We start from the raw sequence: 22,487 nt of genomic DNA, 5'->3' as shown, positions 1-22,487 counted from the left end.
CGGCCAGCGCAATGTTTGGTAGGCCGGATAAGGCGTAAGCTCCGTCAGGCTACAGACACAATTTTAGCGTTTAGCAACGCGGATAGTTTGTGCCAGGCGTGATGGTTTTTCTTCGCGGGTTTTCTGCGGCGCGGTTGCGTAAGCCGTCTCTACGCAAACAAAGGTTTTATAGCCGTCATCCGGCATGTCGCCCATGCTAACGGACAGCGCCGGACCCGGGTTCCAGCCCACGACATTCAGATGGTGATGATGGACGACGTCGATATTGCGGTTGAGCGCATCATCATGGATAACGCTGCACGCTTGCGGATTCAGATAGACACGATCGGTGCGGTCCGGGAAGGTCTGGATACCATCAGCCAGCACATCTTCTTTAGCATCATTCACTTTGTCGATCAGGCGATCGCCAAGTCCACTGACTTTTACTGCCGCAATGTCACCGACGTTGAAATAGGTATGCAGCGCAGAGGTGGTTTCAAATTCACCGTGGGCTTCCAGTTCCATTTCACAGGTGGCACCTACTTTGAAACGGGCCAGCAGGCAGAACTCGTGCGGCCATAGCTGACGCGTTTCAGCGCTGCTTTGCAATTCAAACGTTAGCGCCACGCCATTGTCGTCTTCATTGTGCGCTTTCAGCGTCCATGGCAGGTTGCGGGCAAAACCATGAGAAGGCAGGCCCTGCTGAGCAGCCGGACCAAACCACGGCCAGCAAATTGGTACGCCGCCACGCAGCGCTACGCCGGTTTTAAACGGGGTATTGTTACTTAGCCACAGGACTTCCTCTTCGCCGTTGGGTTTCCAGGAAAGAAGATGTGCGCCCTGCAGTGCGAAAGATGCTTTAACCTGTGGATGATCGACCACAAGAATCTCAAGTTCATCAAGCTGGCGGCGGGAGAGGACCGGGGTAATTTGTTCGATTACCGGAAGTGCAAAAATTTTATTAATCATTATGCAATCCTTTTTTTTACCCTAAATAATTCGAGTTGCAGGACGGCGGCAAGTGAACGATCCCGATGAGCTTACAGAAGTAAGTGATTCGGGTGAGAGAGCATTGCCAACACACCGGTAACTTGAAGTAAGACGGGTATCTTCAGGCAAAAAAAAGAGCGACCTGAGTCGCTCTTACAGATTACTGTTTCATCTCAACTTATTTGGAGATGTGAGCAATCAGATCCAGAACTTTGTTGGAGTAGCCGGTTTCGTTGTCGTACCAGGATACCAGTTTCACGAAGTTGTCGTTCAGTGCGATACCAGCTTTAGCATCGAACACGGAAGTGCAAACTTCACCGTTGAAATCGGTAGATACTACGTCGTCTTCGGTGTAACCCAGAACGCCTTTCATCGGGCCTTCGGAAGCAGCTTTGATTGCTTTCTTAATTTCTTCGTAAGAAGCAGCTTTTTCCAGACGAACGGTCAGGTCAACAACAGATACGTTCGGGGTAGGAACGCGGAACGCCATACCAGTCAGTTTGCCGTTCAGTTCTGGCAGTACTTTACCTACAGCTTTAGCAGCACCGGTAGAGGACGGGATGATGTTCTGGGATGCGCCGCGGCCGCCGCGCCAGTCTTTGTGAGACGGGCCATCAACGGTTTTCTGAGTAGCGGTGGTCGCGTGAACAGTAGTCATCAGACCTTCGATGATGCCGAAGTTGTCGTTGATAACTTTAGCCAGCGGAGCCAGGCAGTTAGTGGTGCAGGAAGCGTTAGAAACGATGTCCTGACCTTCGTATTTGTCAAAGTTAGCGCCTTTAACAAACATCGGAGTGTTATCTTTGGACGGACCAGTCAGAACCACTTTTTTCGCGCCAGCAGTGATGTGCTTACGAGCGGTTTCATCTGTCAGGAACAGGCCAGTAGCTTCAGCTACTACGTCAACACCAACTTCGTCCCATTTCAGGTTAGCCGGATCACGTTCAGCGGTAACACGGATTTTTTTACCGTTTACGATCAGATGACCGTCTTTCACTTCAACGGTACCGTTGAAACGGCCGTGAGTGGAGTCATATTTCAGCATGTAAGCCATGTAGTCAGCGTCTAACAGGTCGTTGATTGCAACGATCTCGATGTCAGAGCGTTCTTGAGCAGCACGGAAAACAATGCGACCGATACGGCCAAAACCGTTGATACCTACTTTGATAGTCATATATTCCACCAGCTATTTGTTAGTGAATAAAAGGTTGCCTGTAAAATTACAAAAACCTTACGCAGCGTCAAGCGGAATCGTGTCAATCATTGCGACAAATCAATCTGCTGCTTAAGCTTTGCGCAACTGACTCGCCTCACTCTTCCTTTGGGCTTGAAACCACATGGGGTCGGCGGCCCGAATTTTAAAGGGCAATCAAGATAAAAACGTGATTGTGATCACGAATTGCAGGCTGCCATTTCGCACGGATCAAGTTTAGAACAAAAGTTCGCACTCTGGTGTTAATGTTTTGTTAGAATCTGTCTCGCGATGTGAGTTTAGATAAAGCGAGATGTGAGCAAATGGCTAATCAACCTTCTCCAGAAGAACTAAAAAAAAATTTAACCGAAATGCAGTTCTACGTGACGCAGAATCACGGGACAGAACCGCCATTTACCGGGCGTTTGCTGCACAACAAGCGTGACGGCATCTACCACTGTTTGGTCTGCGACAAACCGCTATTTCGTTCCGAGACAAAATATGACTCTGGCTGCGGCTGGCCCAGCTTTTACGAGCCTGTCAGCGCAGAGGCTATCCGTTACATTAAAGATACTTCACACGGTATGCAGCGCATTGAAATCCGCTGTGGTAACTGTGATGCGCACCTGGGGCATGTCTTCCCGGATGGTCCGCAACCTACCGGTGAACGTTACTGCGTTAACTCAGCCTCTTTGAACTTCACCGATGGTGAAAACGGTGAGCAGACCAAAGGCTGAAGAAACGATTCAGCAAATTATTCTACGGAGAGTGGATTTAACATGAATCTTGATGAGATGATCAACAGCATGACGCCGGAAGTTTATCAGCGCTTATCAACTGCCGTTGAACTCGGAAAATGGCCGGATGGCGTGGCGCTAACGGCAGAACAAAAAGAGAACTGCTTACAGCTGGTGATGTTATGGCAGGCGCGAAACAATATTGACGCGCAGCATATGACGATTGATACCAACGGTGAGATGGTGATGAAGAGTAAGCAGCAGTTGAAAGTGGAGTTTGGTATTACTCCCGAACCCATTGCGACGTTTAAATCCTGATTACTCAGGCCCGGCAAACATCTATGTCGGGCCCGCAGTTGAAGTTATTTCTTGTTCATCATCGCCTTCAGATCGGCGAACGGATTATATTTCGCTTCGCCCACCGCTTTCTGCGCATCTTCGCCTGCAACCACCGTTGAACCATACTGGTCCGCTTCCGTATATTTGGAATGTTCGTGATCGTGGCAGTACAGGCACAACATTTCCCAGTTGCTACCATCTTCCGGGTTATTGGAGTGATCGTGATCGATATGGTGTACCGTCAATTCGCGCAAATTTGAGTACACGAACTCACGGGAACAACGTCCGCAGACCCAGGGGAAGAGTTTAAGCGCCTTTTCCCGGTAACCGACTTCCAGACGGGCGTAATTTTTAGGGATAAAAGCCATAAAGCTCATGCCTCCAGTAGAAAATGAAAAGCTGCGCCAAAAGCTGGCGCAGCAGAATGCGATAATCATAACCTATTGTGTCAGGCGTTGGGATCAGTGTTTGATGCCTAACGAATCGGCTAACTGCTTCGCCAATTGGTTTTGGTCATCCGCACCGTATTCCCAGAACATGGCGCCTCCCAGCCCCTTGCTCTTGATGTAGTCAGCCTTGATCGCTACCGAGCGCGGGTTTTCATAGGAGAGGGCAAAGAGCGCTTTTCCCTCCACAGACTGCACTGACAGCCACGGCACTTTTGCTTCATCATCCCAATGCTGGCTAAAGCGCTTTTGCGGATCGTTGATCAATTTCGCCACGATATCGTTGTACTTCACATAGGTATCTTTGCTCAGATCGACGCCCAGTGATTTGAACAATTCAATTTGCGCGGGCTCGAAATAGGGCTGGGTAACAGGATTTTTCTGTGCGTCAGGTTTGCTCCAGTCAATGCCAGGCTCAACAGCGCGTTTCGGTACGCGACCATAAAAACCAATGCCCAGGTTCATCTGACTCGCTTTTAGACCGGCAGCAAGATAGTTGTTGACCACAAAATCAGCGCTGTACTTATCCGCCGCGGCGACTGTCGGCCATTGTGTCGAATCGTACAGGTTCGAGTTGAAATACTGCGTACCGTAAGCCATGTCATAGGTCATCAGGTTTATGTAGTCGAGCGACGGCGCAATGGCTTTCACATCCACCCAGCTTTTCGGGCTTTCCGCATTTGCGCCCACGGCGATAGTCAGTAGTTTTTTATGCCCCAATGCGGCGCGGAGCTCTTTTAACAGCGCGGTAAAGTTAGCTCGGTCGGCCGGTTGACTTTCGACCAGTCCCCAGGCGCCGTTGACCGGGTATTCCCAGTCGAGGTCGATGCCATCCAGTCCATATTTCGCAATTATCTCCTGAGCAGACTGAATAAACACCGCGCGCGATTCTTTCGTTGCTGCCGCGCCGGAGAATCCACGAGCCCCCCAACCACCGACGGAAAGCAATACTTTCAGGTTCGGATTCTGTTTACGCAGCTGTGGAATTTTCAGTAAATCATCCTGCACTTTCGGTGAAAGCCAAATCTGATGCAGCTTGCCGGCGTCTTTTAAGGCGTCATTGGTCTCGTCTTTTTCGTTGTTGTAGACAAGGCCAAACGAATAGTTGAGATGGGTTATCTGACGAACATCCAGTTTATTGATGTCACCACCAGGACCGGCAGTGACGTCGCCGCCACCATTGAAGTAGCCAACTGACATCAGTGAACTGGCGGAAACAACGCTGGCGCAAAGCAGGGGTAATGCTGCCAACAAAGGCAATAGTTTCATCGGTGTTCCTCTTTGACATTTAAACAAGCAAACACGCCACGGAAATGGCGTGGCGAAAAAAACAGCATCTGCAGGTTAACAGTTTCATAACAGGAAAAATGCGAAGAGGTTCACGTCATGTCGGCGAAGCGGCAAACCATTTCTGGTAGGTTGTATCGGTTGGGGCAAACATTACTGAGTGTTGACGCAAGTCCCTTTTCTGGCCTACAGATTTGCATACATGCGCAAATTCAATAGGCCGGATAAGGCGTTTTAAAGTATTAGCGCTGGGTTTCCAGCCAGTCATCAAGCGTATACAGCGTTGCGCCCGCCGCCGCCATTTCCATAAACGCCTCTGCACTGTCCTGGGGTTGAATATTGACGCCACGGCAGCCGTCGGTAATAACGCTGACGGTATAACCAAGATCGAGCGCATCCAGAACGGTGAATTTAACGCAATAGTCGCTAGCCAGACCCATGATAATAAGCTCAGCAATACGGTGTTCGAGCAGCCAGGCGTTCAGCGCGGTTGCCTGACGACGACCGTTATCAAAAAACGCACTGTAACTGTCGACCAGCGGGTTCTCGCCCTTGGTGAAGGTTTTCGCTATCGCACGCTGGTTCAGCAGCGGATGCAGGGCCGCCCCTTCGCTGTTTTGCACGCAATGATCGGGCCAGAACGTTTGCGCCAGACCATCCAGTTGTCCCTGACTGTAGGGGGCGACCTGATGCTGGCTGGCAAAACTACCGTGATTAGCCGGATGCCAGTCCAGACTGGCAACAACCGTGTCGCCGCGTAGGGCGCACCAGTCAATCAGACGGTTGGCAATCTCGATTGTGCTATCGCCTTGCGGAACAGCGAGAGCGCCGCCGGCACAAAAGTCATTTTGTAAATCGACCAACAGTAAGGCTCGGGCCATGGGCATAGACTCCTTTATTCGTCGGGGGTGAGCTCGCCGCGCAGATTTTGCGTCATTGCTTCACGAATGCTCTGCACATCCAGTCCCTGACTGAGTAAATAATGCAATTTGGTGAGCGTGGCTTCGACGGTCATATCCGCGCCGCCAATCACGCCAGCGTGGGCGAGGGCATTACCCGTCGCGTAGCCACCCATGTTTACCTTGCCGGACATACACTGGGTCAGGTTCACCACCACAATGCCACGTGAGCTCGCATCTTCAAGTTCTTGCAGAAACTCTTTATTTTGCGGTGCATTGCCCACGCCGTAGGAGCGCAAAATTAACGCTTTCACCGGCTGGCGCAGGAAGTTACGCACCACATCAGCGGAGATACCTGGATAAATGGTGACCACGCCAATCGGTTGTGGAGTAATAGGATGAACAATCAGTTCTCCTGCGCCGTGCGGTGCTGGCGGTGTTCCCAGTCGACGGATGTGGATCCCAGCTTCCAGTAGCGGCGCAAGGTTGGGTGAGGCAAAGGCGTCAAAGCCATCGGCGTGCGCTTTAGTGGTACGGTTGCCGCGAAACAGTCGATTGTTGAAAAACAGGGTGACTTCATTGATCGGGTAATTTGCCGCAACGTACAGCGCATTGAGCAGATTGATTTGCCCGTCTGAACGTAGCTCTGCCAGCGGAATTTGTGACCCTGTCACAATTACCGGTTTACCCAGGTTCTCCAACATAAAAGAGAGCGCTGAAGCCGTAAACGCCATGGTGTCGGTGCCGTGCAGAATGACAAAACCATCGTAATCGTCGTAGTGTGCTTTAATGTCTTCCGCAATATGCTGCCAGTCTTCCGGCGTCATGTCGGAGGAATCCATCAACGGGACGTATTCGTGGATGGTGAAGTCTGGCATCTCCGGGCGGTGGAATTCAGGCATCAATGCCAGTTGACGCTGGAGATGACCAGAAACAGGAATATAACCCTGTTCTGAGCGCTGCATACCGATGGTACCGCCGGTATAGGCAACGTAAATCGATTTCTTTTGCATGACTTTTCTTCTGTCTCAATGAAAACCCCTCTTCATCCCGAAGAGGGGGCAATTGTTAGCGAACGTTGGCGCAGGTCAGGCAAAACGCATATCGGTTTTGCGGATCGTTAAACGCGGCCAGCTTATCGCTTTCCGCTTTAACTGCACTGGCCGCAGAAGCAAGCGGTGCCGGGAGCATGGCCTGAATAGCTTCGGGCAGCATGGCGCGAACGGAGCCTGACATGCTGTCCATTACCATATCGACGAATGTCGGTTCATCCTGATAATACGCAATGTGCCACTGTTTCAGCTTGGCAAGCTCAGCCGCTTTCGCGATGGCGTCGTCAAAATCACCGAGGCTGTCTACCAGTCCGTTGGCTTTCGCATCCTGACCGGTCCAGACGTGACCCTGCGCGATTTTGTCAATCTGCTCAGGGGTTGTCTTACGTGCATCCGCGACCAGCGTGATAAAGCGCTTATAGCCATTTTCAATGCTCAATTGCATCATTTGCTGCACTTCAGGCGGTAACGCTTTGGTGATGGAGATATCCGCTAGCGGGGAAGTGGCCACGCCATCGGTATGTACACCAATGGAATCCAGGCTGTTTTCTACGGTGTTGATCACACCAAAGATCCCGATTGAACCGGTTAACGTGCTGGGGTTTGCCACAATGTAACTGGCTGGGGTGGAGATCCAGTAGCCACCGGAGGCCGCCATGCCGCCCATAGACACGACAACCGGTTTACCCGCCGCTTTTGCCGCAGCCAGCTCAGCACGAATGACTTCCGAGGCGCTGACGCTGCCGCCAGGACTGTTCACGCGCAGAACAATAGCTTTCACTTTCGGATCGAGACGCGCTTCGCGGATTTGTGCGGCAGTGGTGTCGCCCCCCACATTTCCTGGGGTTTCTTCACCGTCCATAATCGCGCCGTTTGCGAAGATAACGCCAATGCTGTCTCCGGTATCCGCCGGCGTTTTCAGCGAATAATCGTAATAGCTGACGGCGCGATAGTTTTTATCCGCTTTGCTCCAGCCAAACTGTTTGGTCAGCATTTTTTCGACTTCGGCGCTGGAGGCGAGTGCATCCACCAGTTTGTTGTCGAGCGCATATTTCGCCGTATCTCCATCGACCTTCGTCAAACCGTCCAGCATCGCCTGTGCGCCAGGGAACACCTGCTGAGCTGGGATCTGGCGGTTGGCGGCGACCGTGTCGAGATAGTTCTGCCACAGCTCGCCGATCCAGCGACTGTCGGCTTCACGCGCGGCAGGAGACATATCATCGCGGATAAACGGTTCTACGGCAGACTTATAGGTCCCGACGCGGAACACGTGCGTGGAAACTTTCAGCTTATCGAGCAGGGACTTGTAGTACAGACCGTTGGTGGCAAAGCCGTGCAGATCAACGGAACCCTGCGGAGAGAGGTAAATTTTGTTAGCAAAACTGGCGAGGTAATACTGCCCCTGGCTGAAGTTATCGCCCACGGCAAAGACCGGTTTACCGCTGTCGCGGAATTCCCGCAGTGCTTTGCCGATATACTGCATGGAAGGCTGGTCTGCCCCGGCAAAATTTTTCAGATCCATCACGATGCCGGTGATGTTGCGATCATCTTTTGCCTGGCGAATAGTATTCACGATATCGAACAGGGAGTTTTCCTGCAGACGATCGGAACTGGCGCCAAACAGCTGACGGCCAATAACGCTTAAACGACTGGTGCTCGAAGGCTTATCGACAATCACCCCAGAGATATCGAGCAGCAACGCGCCTCGCTCAGCGTGTTCGCTGGTGTTGCTGCTGCTGACCTGCATCCAGATGCCCACGCCAACCAGCACCAAAAAGATGAAGAACAGGTTAAGCACAAATTCACGGACGAAATTGAGTAATCGCCATGTCCATTTAAAAAATCCGGCAATAAATCGCCACAGGGTTCGCATGTATTCTCCCTACCAATTAACAACACGCCACCCCGAAATCCCGGAGAAAGGCGATAAGATGAGGCTATCGTAATGACCCGACAGGCACTTGTCAGCAGGAATCACCGCCTGTGCTGTAACAAAATCCGCTCACGTGTTAATTTTGTGAACAAATTTCATTGTTGGAGTTAAGCAAATGGATGCACTCGAATTACTTATGACCCGTCGTAGCGCCTCTCGTCTCGTCGAACCGGCCCCGGCAGGAGAACAACTGCAAAATATTCTGCGTGCGGGAATGCGCGCGCCGGACCACAAAACGCTGCAACCGTGGCAATTCTTTGTCATTGAGGGCGAAGGGCGTGAACGCTTTGCCGCCGTGCTTGAAAAAGGCGCTATTGCATCTGGCAGCGATGAGAAGGCCCAGGAAAAAGCGCGCAGCGCGCCGTTTCGCGCACCGCTGATTATTACCGTGGTGGCGAAATGTGAAGCAAACGACAAGGTTCCGCTATGGGAACAGGAAATGTCTGCCGGTTGTGCGGTGATGGTCATGCAGATGGCTGCCATTGCCCAGGGCTTTGGCGGTATCTGGCGCAGTGGCGCATTAACCGAAAGTGAGGTCGTCCGCGAAGCGTTTGACTGTCGCCCACAAGATAAAATCGTCGGTTTTCTCTATCTGGGCACACCACAGTTGAAAGCATCCACGACGATTACCCTTGCCGATCCGAGCGCATTCGTCCGTTATTTCTGATATCAACGGCAAAACTGTCTGGATTATGAGCAAAGGCACCCGAATTCAGACAGTCACTCTTACCACATCATGGAATGAGCGCTACCATATCCGGATTGCAATGACAGGAGATGTCCATGAGCGAGCAAGCTATTCGTTTAACGCAATACAGCCACGGAGCCGGTTGCGGTTGTAAAATTTCCCCAAAAGTGCTGGAAACCATCCTGCACAGCGAGCAGGCGAAGTTTGTTGATCCAAACTTACTGGTGGGTAATGAAACCCGCGACGACGCGGCTGTATACGATCTGGGAAACGGCACCAGCGTAATCAGCACCACCGATTTCTTTATGCCGATTGTCGATAATCCGTTTGATTTTGGCCGCATCGCCGCAACCAACGCCATCAGCGATATTTTCGCCATGGGCGGCAAACCGATTATGGCAATTGCTATCCTGGGCTGGCCGCTTGATAAGCTGGCGCCGGAAATCGCCCGCGAAGTAACCGAAGGCGGACGCTTTGCCTGCCGTCAGGCGGGTATCGCGCTGGCGGGGGGGCACTCTATTGATGCCCCTGAGCCTATCTTTGGTCTTGCGGTAACCGGCGTTGTTCCAACTGAACGCGTGAAGAAAAACAGCACCGCCGAGGCGGGATGCAAGCTGTTTTTGACCAAGCCTCTGGGTATTGGTGTCCTGACCACCGCAGAAAAAAAATCGCTGCTGAAGGACGAGCACAAAGGGCTGGCGACGGAAGTGATGTGCCGGATGAACATTGCCGGGGCGGCATTTGCCGATATCGACGGCGTGAAAGCCATGACCGACGTTACCGGTTTTGGGCTGCTGGGGCATCTGAGCGAGATGTGTCAGGGGGCCGGCGTTCAGGCGCAGATCGTCTACCAGGCAATTCCTAAGCTGCCAGGTGTTGAAGAATACATCGCGCAGGGCGCGGTGCCGGGCGGTACCCAGCGTAACTTTGCCAGCTACGGACACCTGATGGGTGAAATGCCGCAGTCGGTTCGCGATTTGCTCTGCGATCCGCAAACTTCCGGTGGTCTGCTGTTAGCGGTAACGCCGGAAGCTGAAGCTGAAGTTAAAGCGGCAGCGGCGCAGTTTGGCATCGACCTCACTGCGATTGGTGAGTTAGTGGAAGCTCGTGGCGGTCGCGCCATGGTTGAGATCCGTTAACTCGATGCGGTTGTTTATTGCCGAAAAACCGAGTCTGGCGCGCGCTATCGCCGATGTGCTGCCGAAGCCGCATCGCAAAGGTGACGGTTTTATCGAGTGCGGAAACGGGCAAGTGGTGACCTGGTGTATTGGTCACCTGCTTGAGCAGGCGCAGCCAGATGCCTACGACAGTCGTTATGCTCGCTGGAGTCTGGTTGATCTGCCGATTGTCCCGGAAAAGTGGCAACTGCAGCCGCGTCCCTCGGTGACCAAACAGCTCAACGTTATTAAGCGATTTTTGCATGAGGCCAGTGAAGTCATTCACGCAGGTGACCCCGATCGTGAAGGACAGCTGCTGGTGGATGAAGTGCTGGATTACCTGCAACTGGCCCCTGAAAAGCGCCAGCAGGTGCAACGCTGCCTGATTAACGACCTCAACCCGCAGGCCGTCGAGCGGGCGATTGAGCGTCTGCGCGCCAACAGTGAGTTCATCCCCCTGTGCGTGTCGGCACTGGCGCGAGCGCGGGCGGACTGGCTGTACGGTATCAACATGACGCGCGCTTATACCATTCTGGGGCGTAACGCGGGCTATCAGGGCGTACTTTCGGTCGGGCGCGTGCAGACGCCGGTGCTCGGACTGGTTGTGCGTCGCGATGAAGAGATTGAAAACTTCGTTGCCAAAGACTTCTTCGAGGTAAAGGCGCATATCGTGACGCCCGCCGATGAGCGGTTTACCGCTATCTGGCAGCCGAGCGAAGCGTGTGAGCCGTATCAGGATGAAGAAGGGCGCTTGCTAAACCGCACGCTGGCTGAACACGTGGTAAACCGCATTAACGGTCAACCGGCGATCGTCACCAGCTATAACGATAAACGGGAATCAGAATCCGCGCCGCTGCCGTTTTCGCTGTCGGCGTTGCAGATTGAAGCGGCGAAACGCTTTGGCTTAAGTGCGCAAAACGTTCTGGATATCTGCCAGAAGCTGTATGAAACCCATAAACTGATCACCTATCCGCGTTCGGATAGCCGCTATCTGCCGGAAGAACACTTTGCCGGACGTCACGCGGTGCTGAACGCGATTAGCGTCCATGCGCCGGATCTGCTTCCGCAACCGGCGGTCAATCCCGATACGCGAAACCGCTGTTGGGATGATAAAAAAGTGGATGCCCACCACGCCATCATTCCAACCGCGCGCAGTTCGTCCATCAACCTGAACGATAATGAAGCGAAGATATACAATCTGATTGCCCGTCAATATCTGATGCAGTTTTGCGCGGATGCGTTATTCAGGAAGTGCGTTATTGAGCTGGACATCGCGAAAGGTAAGTTTGTCGCCAAAGCCCGTTTTCTGGCAGAGGCCGGATGGCGTACGCTGCTTGGCAACAAAGAGCGCGACGAAGATAACGACGGGACGCCGCTGCCGGTGGTGGCAAAAGACGACGAACTGCTGTGCGAAAAAGGCGAAGTGGTTGAACGACAGACCCAGCCTCCGCGGCACTTTACCGATGCCACGCTACTGTCAGCGATGACCGGAATCGCGCGCTTTGTGCAGGATAAAGATCTGAAAAAGATCCTGCGCGCAACGGACGGACTGGGAACGGAAGCGACGCGCGCCGGGATTATCGAGCTGCTGTTTAAGCGTGGTTTCCTGGTGAAGAAGGGGCGCTATATCCATTCTACCGATGCCGGAAAAGCGCTGTTTCATTCGCTGCCTGAAATGGCGACGCGCCCGGATATGACCGCGCACTGGGAATCTATCCTGACCCAAATCAGCGAAAAACAGTGTCGATATCAGGATTTCATGCAGCCGCTGGTGGGGACGCTGTATCAGCTAATCGATCAGGCGCGCAGCACGCCGGTACGACGCTTCCGTGGTATTGCCGCACCGGGTAGTAGTGGTGGTGACAAGAAAAAGAGCGCGCCGCGGAAACGCACGGCGAAAAAAAGCCCGCCATCTGAAGAGGCGGGCCTGTAATGCGCTCTTAGGCTGGATAAGGCATGTGTGCCGCATCAAGCCTACGGGAACAACAGATCTGAATTAAATCACACCCTGGCCCAACATCGCGTCGGCAACTTTCACGAATCCCGCGATGTTGGCGCCACGTACGTAGTTGGTTTGCTTGCTTTCGCCGCCGTACTCGACGCAGGCATGGTGAATATCCAGCATGATGTGGTGCAGGCGCGCATCCACTTTCTCCGCTTTCCAGCCCAGACGTGCGGCGTTCTGCGCCATTTCCAGACCGGATGTCGCTACGCCTCCCGCGTTGGCCGCTTTACCCGGCGCGAACAATACACCGGCTTCCAGGAACAGATCGGTGGCCTCGATGGTGGTAGGCATGTTTGCCCCTTCGGCGACAGCCTTCACGCCGTTGGCGATCAGCACGCGTGCCGCATCGACATCAAGTTCGTTCTGGGTGGCGCACGGCAGGGCGATATCAACCGGAACCGACCACGGCTGTTGGCCTTCCAGATAGGTCAGGCCAAATTCGCGGGCGTAATCCGCCACGCGGCCGTCGCGGCTGTCTTTGATCGCGCACAGACGCGCCAGTTTTTCTTTGGTAAATCCGCTTTCGTCGACCACGGTACCGCTGGAATCGGAGGCGGTGACTACTCGCGCGCCAAACTCCATGGCTTTCTCAATGGCGAATTGCGCCACGTTACCGGAACCAGAGACGGCCACGCGCATGCCTTCAAAGCCCAGGCCATGGCGTTTGAGCATCGCTTCGGTAAAGTACACCAGACCGTAGCCAGTAGCTTCCGGGCGAATCAGGCTGCCGCCGAAAGAGAGACCTTTACCGGTAAAGACGCAGGCGCTGTTGTTGGACAGTTTTTTCATCATCCCGGCCATAAAGCCGACTTCACGACCGCCCACGCCGATATCGCCCGCCGGAACATCGGTATCGGGCCCTAAATGGCGGAACAGTTCGGTCATCAGCGCCTGGCAGAAACGCATGATTTCGCCTTCGCTTTTACCTTTCGGATCGAAATCGCTCCCGCCTTTACCCCCGCCCATTGGCAGCGTGGTGAGGGCGTTTTTAAATGTTTGCTCGAAGCCAAGGAATTTCAGGATCGACAGGTTCACGGAAGGGTGGAAACGCATCCCGCCTTTGTATGGGCCAATGGCGGAGCTAAACTGCACGCGCCACGCGCGGTTGACCTGCACCTGATTGCGATCGTCCAGCCAGACGACGCGGAACTGGATCACGCGCTCCGGTTCAACCAGACGTTCCAGCAACGACATCTGACGATAACGCGGGTTTTGCTCGAGGAAGGGCCACAGTGTCGTCATTACCTCACGAACGGCTTGCGCGAACTCGGTCTGATTCGGGTCGCGCTTTTGCACATGGTTAAGGAATGACTCCAGAGAACGTGTCTGATCCATAGATATAAGTACCTCTTATGTATTGATATGGTTATATTTTTGATTTTTGTGTTAAGTGTTTTGCAGTTTTTGACTATAACATCAGCAGTGTGACGGGACGCAAGAAAAAATTAACCGCGCTAAGTAAATTAATATTGCGGCGTGGGTCATAACCAAAAGCGATGATGGCAAGGGCTAAAGTTTCTGCCGGTTTATACCGTTATACTGAGCATAACTGTCAGTCAAAAAGGAAAGAATATGCGCCGTATAATCATGGCAGGAGCGTTGGCACTGGTGTCCAGCGCGACGCTGGCAAATCAGCTCTATCGCCCGGACGTGCAGGTGAATGTCCCGCCGGAAGTGTTCAGTTCCAGCGGTCAGCGGGCGCAACCCTGTAGTCAGTGCTGTATTTATCAGGATCAAAACTACTCAGAAGGGGCGGTGATTAAAGCGGATGGCGTTTTGCTTCAGTGCCAGCGCGATGATAAAACGATCAGCACGAATCCGCTGGTCTGGCGTCGCGTAAAAGGATAAACGCTTCTAATAGCGGGATATCGGCAGGCGCCAGCGGATAACGCAGCGCCTCTTCGGGTGAACACCAGACGATATCCTGATGTTCATACACTTTCAGCTCCCCCTGATATGACGGTACATGCCAGGCATGTAAGTGAATGAGTCGGCCTGAAACCTCGCGTTGATGGCTGGCAATGTAGCGCCCAACGACCGCCTCGATGCCCAACTCTTCACGCAGTTCACGGACCAGCGCCTCTGGCTGACTTTCCCCCGGCTCAACCTTACCGCCAGCAAACTCCCACATACCTGACTGATCCGCATGCTGCGGGCGTTGAGCCAGTAAAATTTTGCCATCACGTTCAATGATAGCGGCGACCACGTCGAGGGTTTTCATTATATTCATCAAGATCTAACGGCAGAAAATGACATACTATCGTTATCTTTGTTTTATCTAAAGTATTCAGGAGCCACCGTTGAACGATCCTCAGTCGTGGGTAAAACCGTTAACGCGTATCCCTTCCAGTTTGCAACCGCTCGTTGCTACGCAGAAAAAACATTATGGTGATGTGCTGCATCCCACGCGCTGGTGGGGGCGGATGCCGTTCCTGTTCTGGCTGGTGGCGCTGTTTGTCGGGTATCTGGAGCGTAAAAAGGCGCGCCTGTCGCCGGTGATGCGCGCGCTGTTGATGACCCGCGTTTCTCAGGTGTGCCACTGCGCTTTCTGCGTTGACGCCAACAGTTTACGGCTGGCTGAACGCTGCGGCGCGCTGGATAAAGTCTTACAGGTTGCCAACTGGCAAGAATCAACGCTATTTAGCGCAGAAGAACGTGTAGGGCTGGCCTATGCTGATGCGGTCACCGCAACGCCACCACAGGTTGACGATGCGCTGAAAGCGCAGATGAAGCAGTATTTTACCGATGACGCCATTACTGAAATGACCGCGCTGATTGCGTTTCAAAATCTCTCGGCGCGTTTTAATGCCGCTCTCGATATTCCCTCCCAGGGACTGTGCGACAGTTTTAAAGGACGCCCGCATGCTTGACCGCCATCTTCATCCGCGATTAAAACCGCTTTTGCATCGCTGCGTGGGCATCATTGATCAACCGGCGATTACCCCGGACGGACTTACGCTGGTCGGTTTTGCTATTGGCGTGCTGGCGTTGCCATTTCTGGCGTTAGGCTGGTATATGGCGGCGCTGGTGGCTATTGTGCTCAATCGGCTGTTTGACGGGCTGGATGGGGCGCTGGCACGGCGCAGAGGGCTAACGGACGCGGGAGGATTTCTCGATATCTCGCTCGATTTTCTGTTTTACGCCTTAGTGCCGTTTGGTTTTATTCTTGCTGCGCCGGCGCAAAATGCGCTGGCAGGCGGTTGGCTGTTGTTCGCGTTTATTGGCACCGGCAGCAGCTTTCTGGCCTTCGCCGCGCTGGCGGCAAAGCATCAGATTGATAACCCCGGTTATGCGCATAAATCGTTTTATTATCTGGGCGGACTGACTGAAGGAACCGAGACGATTTTGCTGTTTGTGTTGGGATGTCTGTTCCCGGAATATTTTGCCGTAATGGCGTGGGTCTTTGGCGCGCTGTGCTGGATGACGACGTTCACCCGGATCTGGAGCGGATATCTGACGCTGAAAGCGGTCCAGCGTCAGGCGTAACGTAGTGCGTTGCCGGATGCGCTTCGCTTATTCGGCCTACAACGATGGTTTATGTAGGCTGGGTAAAGCGTTCTCGCTGCATCCGGCAACAATGACAATCTTACTTGCTGGCGTCCGGACCCCGTTCACCGCTGGTGACCGGGTTTTTCGGAGAGCTGCTCCACTCATACCAGCCGCCGTCGTAGACGGAGACGTTTTTCCAGCCCATTGCGCGGGCATACATAAACGTTTCCGAAGCACGCCAGCCGGTACCACAATAGAATGAGACCTGCTGCTGTGGCAGGATATTCCATTGCTTCCACATGGCGGCGATGTCATCGGCGCTGCGCATGGTGCCATCCGGATTATGGAAATCTTCCATGTGGGTGGAGTCGCTGCCTGCATGGCCCCAACGCGCCCCTGCGATCTCACCTTTTGGCTTAATGTAGCTATAGCCGCTGGTCGTACCGATAAATTCCGGCCATGAACGAATGCTCACCAAAGACGCATCCTGGCGATGCAGCAGACCGCGAGCCTGTTCCATATCCAGCATCAGTTGCGGTTGGGCAGGGATCGTCACGCCGAAATCAGGTTCAGGCTTCACCGTTGGTGCCGTACCGCGTTCGACCGGTAAACCTGAATCAGACCAGGTCTGCCAGCCGCCGTCGAGCAGACGAACATCTTTCACACCTGCATACAGCATAATTTGTGCCACGCGCGCGGCGGCGTAGACATCGCGGCCGTATAAAATCACCGTGGTGTCGTGGCGGATGCCGTGTTTCGCCAGCATCGCTTTGAGCTGCGCGTCGGACACTTTATTCCACAGCGGTTCGCTTTCGACTTCGTTGGTATCAATGTAGCCCGCGCCAGGGATATGGCTGAGCAGATACAACTTCGGCGCGCCCCAGGCGGCTTCAATCACTTTCCAGTCACCGGCCGGTTTGGCGGTCACCTCTTTACCCTGCTGAAGGTCGTGCAGCCACTGCGGGTAAACCAACTGTTCGAAGTGCGGCAGACGTTGCAGGCGGGCAGGGTCCGTAAGCGCATCGCTGAGGGTTGAGATAGCGTTAAAGCCGACTTTCTGCAGGCGGGATTTGACGGCCTGCATGTCAGTATCGCTGCCATACAATGCCACCGGCGCGTCGGTTTTCAGGTGATGTGCCTTAACCCAGGCGCTGAGTTGTTCATCATTCATCTTGTCGAGCCAGGCGGCAGACAGGTTCAGTGCGGAAGGCTCGTGTCCTGAAGGACCATTAAGCGATTGCGGCCAGCCGTTATAAAAAGCGCTCTGACGGGTATCGATCGCCGCGCCTTGCTTTTGCTGTAACTGGTTGAGGGTGAGCGTCTGTGCTGTTTCAGCAGCCCAGGAAAAAGCGCAAGCGAGCCCTAAAGCCAGTGCCAGCGCGGTCATTTGAGAAACACGTTTCATCGAATAGCCCGACGTTGAAAAAGAGGACGACATTCTGTGCCGCCAGTTAAGTAAAAACCTTGCGTTAACGCAGCATATCGCCACATTCACGCCCAGTTTTCCATCTGTAATACGCGACCTGCTGGCGGAACGTCCTGCGCATCGTGGGTAACCTGGACCACCGGAATACCCAGTTTACGTACTTCGGTGAAGACCCACTGGCGAAAGGTATCGCGCAGCGACGCATCCAGCCTGCTAAAGGGTTCATCGAGTAACAGCGCCTGAGGTTGCGCCAGCAGCGCGCGAAGCAGGGCGACACGTGAGCGTTGCCCGCCGGAGAGCGAAGCCGGATCGCGTGAATAAAATCCTGCCAAGCCCGCGCGTGCGAGGGCGCTTTCCACCTCATGGCGTCTGGCGGGACCTTGCACGCTGGCGGGTAAGGCCAGCAGTAAATTCTGCCCAACGCTGAAATGGTCAAACAGCAGCGCATCCTGAAACAGAATGCCAATCTGGCGCTGCGCGGTAGGCAGTGTGTCTACGCGCTGTTCGTTGAGCCACAGTTCGCCTGACGCCTGAAACTGAGGAGACAACGCCCCGATCATCCACGAAAATAGCGAAGACTTACCGCTGCCGGAAGGTCCCATAATGGTGACAATGTCACTTTTATTCACCTGGAAATTAACGTCCTTCAGTAGCGCTGTCGTACCCTGGTACAACGAAACGCCTTGTACAGTGAGCATTAGCGGAGTCCTTGTCGAAAGCGGCCAATCCACGCAGCGAGAAACGCCGCCAGTGCGAAAATTATAAGCGGTAACAGAAGCTGCCATAGCGCCTGGGTTGCCAGAATGGCGGTGCTACCGCCGCTGCTTAATGCCACCGCTTCGGTGGTCAGCGTGGGATAGCGCCCGGCGCCTAACCACTGCGTCGGCATATACTGGGCGATACTGACTGAGAACCCTACCGCGAAGGCAACCAGCGCCGGGCGCGCCAGCTGCGGACATTTTACTTGCCAGAATATGCGCCCCCGGGTCCAACCCAGCGTTTGCGCAATCAAAATCAATCGTGGGTCAATGCGTTGCCACGCCGGTTTGAGCACAAACAGCATCCATGGCATCACCCACAGCAGGTGTCCCCAGACAATGGTTATCATCAGCCCATCCTGTCCGGCATATAACGCCAACAGATACTGTCCAGTCACCAGCGGCAGCGCAGGCAAAATGAGCGGTAGCCAGACCCAACGGTGTCCGGTTTGTGGACCCCATTCCAGCCAGGCAAAAAGTATCAGCAGCGCCAGCACGCTGGAGAGAAGCCCCAGTTGCAGGCTAGTGCTGAGCGCCTCGCTATTTAGCGACGAATAGCTGGCGATCAGCGCCAGAACCAGCGCGCACACCACACCGCCAAAGGGCAAAAGTTGTACCAGCGAACGTCCGATTGTACAGGATGAAAAACGCAGGCGTTCCCCGTTTACTGCGGGAATAGTGCGTTGCCAGGCGCGCCAGAGCAGATACCCCGCCAGCGCGATGATGAGTAGCAGCAGTACCAGCAGCAGGCTGGCGAGTGCTCCTTTAGCCTGTTGCTCGGCATCGCCCTGACTGAGCCATTGCCAGCTCAACACGGCAAGCGTTGGTGGGTTTCCTGGACCAAGGACGATTGCTACATCCACTACCGAGAGCGACCAGGCGACAATCGCCAGCATGGCTTTGCCTAACGCGGGGGCGAGAGAGGGCAGAACCAGCCAGTTCAGGCATTGCAGTCGGCTGTAACCCAGCGAATCCAGGACGATAACCTGCTGCGAAAGCTGTTTTTCACTCAGCAGAGCTGAGAGGATCCATAACAAAAAGGCACTCTCTTTTACCGCCAGCGTCACGCCAAGCCCAATGCCGTAGCGGTCAGGCTGGGGGCTGAGGAACGGGAGCCATTGCCAGAGCATGCCGCCTTCGGCAAAAACCAACAGCACGCTGGTGGCGAAGGCAACGTGCGGAATCGCCAGCAGCCACGGAAGACGCGTGCACAGACGCGCCCAGCCTGCGCCGGGCCATAAGGCGAGGATCGCCAGCAGGGCGATGATCAGCGCGCCACCAGCCGCGAGGCTTACGGAAACCAGCGTTGCCAGTAACGCCTGCGGGAGTTGAGGATCGCTAAATAGCGCCAGCCAGTGTCTGGTGCTCAGCGCCGGCGTTATCAGAGAAAAAGCCGCTGGCGCCAGCGGCAGATAAACGCCCGCCATGATGGCCCAGAGTAGCAGAATTAATGTGTACCGTAGCGGCGTAGCCATTCTTGTTCCAGAGCGTTTACCCATGCAGCATGCGGTTCTGGCAGTACGGCAGGGAGCCCTTGTGGGATCCGCGCCAGCAGCGCATTACGCTGGTCGACAGGCAATTTTTGTGGATCAAGCACCGAAGGATCTCCCCAGACTGACGGGTCGGCTTTACGCAGTTGCGCTTCGGGTGAAAGCAGGAAATTTGCCACGACTTTCGCTCCGGCGCTGGCCCGCGCATTCGCTGGAATGGTGACAAAATGCACGTTGCCGAGCATGCCCTGTGAGAAACCAAAACTATAGCTGCTTTTGGGTAATTCACCGCTGGCCACTTTTTGCTGCGCGTGGGCAGGATTAAAGGTCATTGATAAACGCAGGGTGCCACCGTTGAGCAGCGCATCCATTCGTGCGGGCGTGGGCGGAAAATCTTTACCTTCGCGCCACAGGGCAGGATGCAAAGCATCAAGGTAATGCCACAATGGAGCGGTAACGTCGGCGAATGTGGACGCATCTGGCGCTATTTTCAGCGCCTGCGGCTTGTTGGTGAGCGAAATTAACAACTGCTCAAGAAAAGCCGTTCCGGTAAAGTCTGGCGGACGCGGATAGGTCACCGTGCCAGGGTGCGCCTGGGCAAACTCAAGCAGTGCCTGCGGGGATTGCGGCGGCTGCGCGGTGAGATCGTGCCTGGCAATAAATGTAAGCTGTGCGCCGCCCCACGGTGATTCAGCCCCCTCCGTTGGAATGGAAAAGTCTTCATTCACCGGTTTTTGGGTATCAACATAGCGCCAGTTAGGCAGCGTTTGCGCCCACTGGGTCTGTAGCAGCCCGGCTTCTTTCAGCGTGCGGAAATTTTCGCCGTTCACCCACAGTAAATCGACCGAGCCACCGGTTTTTCGCCCGGATGCCGCTTCCGTCTGGATACGTTTTACGGCGTCGGCGGCATCCGCCAGGCGTACGATTTTCAGGTTAATGGCATAGTGCGTTTTCATCTCGCCGCTAACCCAGTCGAGATACTGGTTAACTGCGTTGTCGCCACCCCAGGCGTTGAACCACACCGTCTGACCGCGGGCGTCATTTTTGATTTGCTGCCAACTGGTGTCCTCGGCGAAAGCCGCCAGCGGAGAGAGCAGCAAACTCAGGCACAATAAGCAGTAACGCATAATATCTCCATTGCTAAAAATGGGGGGAAAGACTCAGGTCTTTTTCCGTTGATGCTCAAGATAAAGGCTTCTGGCCACGGCAATCACCACGCTCAGAGCGAACAGGATGAACAGGCCGGTAACAAACCAAAATGTGCCGCCGGTTAACAGGCTACCAGCCCATGAATAAACGATAGTGGCCGGTAACTGACCGATGCCGGTGGCGATGAAGAAATGGCGAAAACGAATAGAGGTCAGGCCTGCTGCGTAGCTTACCGGGTCGAACGGCACAAAAGGTAACAGGCGACAGACAAGAATTGTGTGCTTGCCATAGCGCTCGAAAAAAGTGTCCATGTTGTTCAGCACCGTTTTTCCGGTCAGTTTTTCCACCGCGCTGCGACCTAAAACGCGGGCAATAAAAAAGCACAGCGCCGCACCTGCCATCGCGCTGCTCCAGGACAGTACGCCGCCCCAAAATGCGCCAAACAGCGAGGCGTTGGCAAAGGTGATCACAAAGGCGGGAAGCGGCGCGACGATGGCCTGTAAGATCATCAGGAAGAACGACACGACCGCCGCCTGGGTTCCGTAAGAACGAATGAAGTTCTCAAGAGTATGCTGATCGAGCGTGGTAAATGCCGCCAGGCTGGCGTGAAGAAAATCACTCACGCCAGGTATCCACGCCCACGCCATCAGTGCGAGCAGCAGCAGGGCAAGCAAGCTTATACGGTAATAGCGTGTCCGCCGCGCTTTATTCATCTTGATCATTTACCCGCGTACTCGTGACCGGGCGCCGGATCGACATGTTTATGTCGCGCCCAGGCTTTGGCTGCCTGAACGAAGACGAATAGCGCCAGCCCCGCAACGCTGAGCTTACCGATAAATGCCCAGCTAATCCCTTCGCTGGCCAGTTCGTGCGACATCAGCGTATAGATAAAGATGCCGGGCAAGGTGGTTAGCGCAGATATCACGGTAAATGACCAGAACGGAATGGCCGTCAGCCCATAGGCATAGTTTTGAATGTTATAGGGGAACAGTGGCACGAGCCGGGTCAGGATCAGAAAGTCTACTCCACTATGGGCAATGCCTGTTTCGATAGCCTGAAACGTTGCCGTATGGCCAACGTATTTCAGCAGCAATTCCCGGCCAAGCCAGCGAGCCAACATAAATGACAGCGCCGAAGCCATGGTTGCCGCCACTAACGAGATAAGCGTCCCTGTCACCGGGCCAAACAGCACACCGCCGACGATCACCAGAATGCTGCCAGGGATCAGACACAGCGCGGCAACTATAAACAGCAGGATATAAAGGGTATAGCCGAACAGGCCGCTTTGGCGGATGACATCTTGTAAATGATGGAAATTGGTGATCAGATCGGTCAGACCGTAATGATTGAAAACTCCCGCCAGAACGCAGAACAATACCGCAACAATTAGCAGCCGGTATTCTGCGTTATGCGAACTTCTTTTTCATGGGGGTTCTCCTGTAAAACCGAATGAAATGTAGCGTTTTCGTCA

The 22,487-nt window shown here is 54.2% G+C and carries 23 protein-coding genes; 8 read left to right on the top strand and 15 right to left on the bottom strand.

The genetic code is table 11. From position 1 onward, the window contains the following. Positions 1-63: 63 nt before the first annotated feature. Both HVZ39_RS14715 and gapA read right to left on the bottom strand, forming a co-directional pair. Positions 64-948: a D-hexose-6-phosphate mutarotase gene (locus HVZ39_RS14715; RefSeq protein ID WP_181632612.1), complete on the bottom strand. Its 885-nt coding sequence runs from the start codon at positions 946-948 to the stop codon at positions 64-66. Positions 949-1,147: 199 nt separating this feature from the next. Continuing rightward, positions 1,148-2,143: a glyceraldehyde-3-phosphate dehydrogenase gene (gene gapA / locus HVZ39_RS14710; RefSeq protein WP_003030697.1), complete on the bottom strand. Its 996-nt coding sequence runs from the start codon at positions 2,141-2,143 to the stop codon at positions 1,148-1,150. 341 nt (positions 2,144-2,484) lie between these two features. Between gapA and msrB the strand changes: the two genes are divergently transcribed. Beyond that, positions 2,485-2,898, top strand: coding sequence for a peptide-methionine (R)-S-oxide reductase MsrB (msrB, locus tag HVZ39_RS14705; RefSeq protein ID WP_016152816.1), 414 nt, complete (start codon positions 2,485-2,487; stop codon positions 2,896-2,898). 42 nt (positions 2,899-2,940) lie between these two features. After that, positions 2,941-3,216 carry a YeaC family protein gene (locus HVZ39_RS14700; RefSeq protein WP_016152817.1) on the top strand — a complete coding sequence of 92 codons (276 nt, stop codon included), beginning with the start codon at positions 2,941-2,943 and terminating at the stop codon, positions 3,214-3,216. A gap of 44 nt (positions 3,217-3,260) precedes the next feature. Here the strand turns inward: HVZ39_RS14700 and yajD are convergent, their stop codons facing one another. The 5 genes from yajD to sppA all read right to left on the bottom strand — a co-directional run bounded on the left by yajD (position 3,261) and on the right by sppA (position 8,794). Continuing rightward, positions 3,261-3,605 carry an HNH nuclease YajD gene (gene yajD / locus HVZ39_RS14695; protein WP_003832478.1) on the bottom strand — a complete coding sequence of 115 codons (345 nt, stop codon included), beginning with the start codon at positions 3,603-3,605 and terminating at the stop codon, positions 3,261-3,263. A gap of 93 nt (positions 3,606-3,698) precedes the next feature. Continuing rightward, positions 3,699-4,952 carry a glycoside hydrolase family 18 protein gene (locus HVZ39_RS14690; RefSeq protein ID WP_149380975.1) on the bottom strand — a complete coding sequence of 418 codons (1,254 nt, stop codon included), beginning with the start codon at positions 4,950-4,952 and terminating at the stop codon, positions 3,699-3,701. 260 nt (positions 4,953-5,212) lie between these two features. Then, complete coding sequence (gene pncA / locus HVZ39_RS14685) at positions 5,213-5,857, bottom strand: bifunctional nicotinamidase/pyrazinamidase (RefSeq protein ID WP_094761837.1); 645 nt, start codon at positions 5,855-5,857, stop codon at positions 5,213-5,215. 8 nt (positions 5,858-5,865) lie between these two features. Further along, entirely contained in the window at positions 5,866-6,882 is a 1,017-nt protein-coding gene (gene ansA, locus HVZ39_RS14680) for an asparaginase (RefSeq protein ID WP_016156311.1), read from the bottom strand. A gap of 55 nt (positions 6,883-6,937) precedes the next feature. After that, the gene (sppA, locus tag HVZ39_RS14675) at positions 6,938-8,794 is read right to left on the bottom strand and encodes a signal peptide peptidase SppA (protein ID WP_016156312.1); all 1,857 of its coding nucleotides are present in this window, start codon (positions 8,792-8,794) and stop codon (positions 6,938-6,940) included. Between the two features lie 175 nt (positions 8,795-8,969). Here sppA and HVZ39_RS14670 point away from each other — a divergent pair, with 175 nt between their 5' ends. The 3 genes from HVZ39_RS14670 (at position 8,970) to topB (ending at position 12,632) form a co-directional block, all read left to right on the top strand. After that, positions 8,970-9,521, top strand: coding sequence for an NAD(P)H nitroreductase (locus HVZ39_RS14670; protein WP_181632611.1), 552 nt, complete (start codon positions 8,970-8,972; stop codon positions 9,519-9,521). A gap of 116 nt (positions 9,522-9,637) precedes the next feature. Then, positions 9,638-10,681, top strand: coding sequence for a selenide, water dikinase SelD (gene selD, locus HVZ39_RS14665; RefSeq protein ID WP_016152831.1), 1,044 nt, complete (start codon positions 9,638-9,640; stop codon positions 10,679-10,681). A gap of 4 nt (positions 10,682-10,685) precedes the next feature. Beyond that, a complete protein-coding gene (gene topB, locus HVZ39_RS14660) occupies positions 10,686-12,632 on the top strand; it encodes a DNA topoisomerase III (protein WP_181633700.1) in 1,947 nt (648 codons plus the stop codon). 63 nt (positions 12,633-12,695) lie between these two features. Here the strand turns inward: topB and gdhA are convergent, their stop codons facing one another. Next, on the bottom strand, positions 12,696-14,039 hold the full coding sequence (gene gdhA, locus HVZ39_RS14655; RefSeq protein WP_016152833.1) for an NADP-specific glutamate dehydrogenase: 1,344 nt from the start codon (positions 14,037-14,039) through the stop codon (positions 12,696-12,698). Between the two features lie 252 nt (positions 14,040-14,291). On the opposite strand from gdhA, the gene HVZ39_RS14650 reads away from it, so the two are divergent. Next, positions 14,292-14,552, top strand: coding sequence for a YnjH family protein (locus HVZ39_RS14650; RefSeq protein ID WP_170973731.1), 261 nt, complete (start codon positions 14,292-14,294; stop codon positions 14,550-14,552). Here HVZ39_RS14650 and HVZ39_RS14645 read toward each other — a convergent pair. Continuing rightward, a complete protein-coding gene (locus HVZ39_RS14645) occupies positions 14,512-14,925 on the bottom strand; it encodes a pyrimidine (deoxy)nucleoside triphosphate diphosphatase (RefSeq protein ID WP_032947020.1) in 414 nt (137 codons plus the stop codon). The genes HVZ39_RS14650 and HVZ39_RS14645 overlap by 41 nt on opposite strands. A gap of 79 nt (positions 14,926-15,004) precedes the next feature. Between HVZ39_RS14645 and HVZ39_RS14640 the strand changes: the two genes are divergently transcribed. Together HVZ39_RS14640 and HVZ39_RS14635 are read left to right on the top strand one after the other, a co-directional pair. After that, complete coding sequence (locus HVZ39_RS14640; RefSeq protein ID WP_047417903.1) at positions 15,005-15,574, top strand: carboxymuconolactone decarboxylase family protein; 570 nt, start codon at positions 15,005-15,007, stop codon at positions 15,572-15,574. Then, positions 15,567-16,190, top strand: a complete 624-nt coding sequence (locus HVZ39_RS14635) for a CDP-alcohol phosphatidyltransferase family protein (protein WP_047358607.1) — start codon at positions 15,567-15,569, stop codon at positions 16,188-16,190. Before HVZ39_RS14640 ends, HVZ39_RS14635 begins: the two co-directional genes overlap by 8 nt. A gap of 100 nt (positions 16,191-16,290) precedes the next feature. On the opposite strand, the gene HVZ39_RS14630 is transcribed toward HVZ39_RS14635, so the two are convergent. From HVZ39_RS14630 to HVZ39_RS14605, 6 genes are all read right to left on the bottom strand, one after another. Further along, a complete protein-coding gene (locus HVZ39_RS14630) occupies positions 16,291-17,598 on the bottom strand; it encodes a sulfurtransferase (RefSeq protein ID WP_181632610.1) in 1,308 nt (435 codons plus the stop codon). A gap of 86 nt (positions 17,599-17,684) precedes the next feature. Beyond that, positions 17,685-18,317 carry an ATP-binding cassette domain-containing protein gene (locus tag HVZ39_RS14625; protein ID WP_047498882.1) on the bottom strand — a complete coding sequence of 211 codons (633 nt, stop codon included), beginning with the start codon at positions 18,315-18,317 and terminating at the stop codon, positions 17,685-17,687. Then, positions 18,317-19,852 (bottom strand): thiamine ABC transporter permease, encoded by a 1,536-nt coding sequence (locus HVZ39_RS14620; protein WP_181632609.1) that lies wholly within the window; start codon positions 19,850-19,852, stop codon positions 18,317-18,319. The genes HVZ39_RS14625 and HVZ39_RS14620 overlap by 1 nt, the downstream gene beginning before the upstream one ends. Beyond that, complete coding sequence (locus tag HVZ39_RS14615; RefSeq protein WP_181632608.1) at positions 19,825-20,994, bottom strand: ABC transporter substrate-binding protein; 1,170 nt, start codon at positions 20,992-20,994, stop codon at positions 19,825-19,827. Before HVZ39_RS14615 ends, HVZ39_RS14620 begins: the two co-directional genes overlap by 28 nt. 33 nt (positions 20,995-21,027) lie before the next feature. Then, on the bottom strand, positions 21,028-21,738 hold the full coding sequence (locus HVZ39_RS14610) for a TVP38/TMEM64 family protein (RefSeq protein WP_181632607.1): 711 nt from the start codon (positions 21,736-21,738) through the stop codon (positions 21,028-21,030). Then, positions 21,735-22,391: a TVP38/TMEM64 family protein gene (locus HVZ39_RS14605; RefSeq protein WP_181632606.1), complete on the bottom strand. Its 657-nt coding sequence runs from the start codon at positions 22,389-22,391 to the stop codon at positions 21,735-21,737. The genes HVZ39_RS14610 and HVZ39_RS14605 overlap by 4 nt, the downstream gene beginning before the upstream one ends. Positions 22,392-22,487: the final 96 nt, after the last annotated feature.

Origin of the sequence: Citrobacter sp. RHB35-C21 (assembly GCF_013816515.1) — a bacterium.
Taxonomy (GTDB): domain Bacteria; phylum Pseudomonadota; class Gammaproteobacteria; order Enterobacterales; family Enterobacteriaceae; genus Citrobacter; species Citrobacter braakii.
Note: the sequence above shows the minus strand (reverse complement) of the source record. Positions and strands in the feature narration are given on the sequence as shown.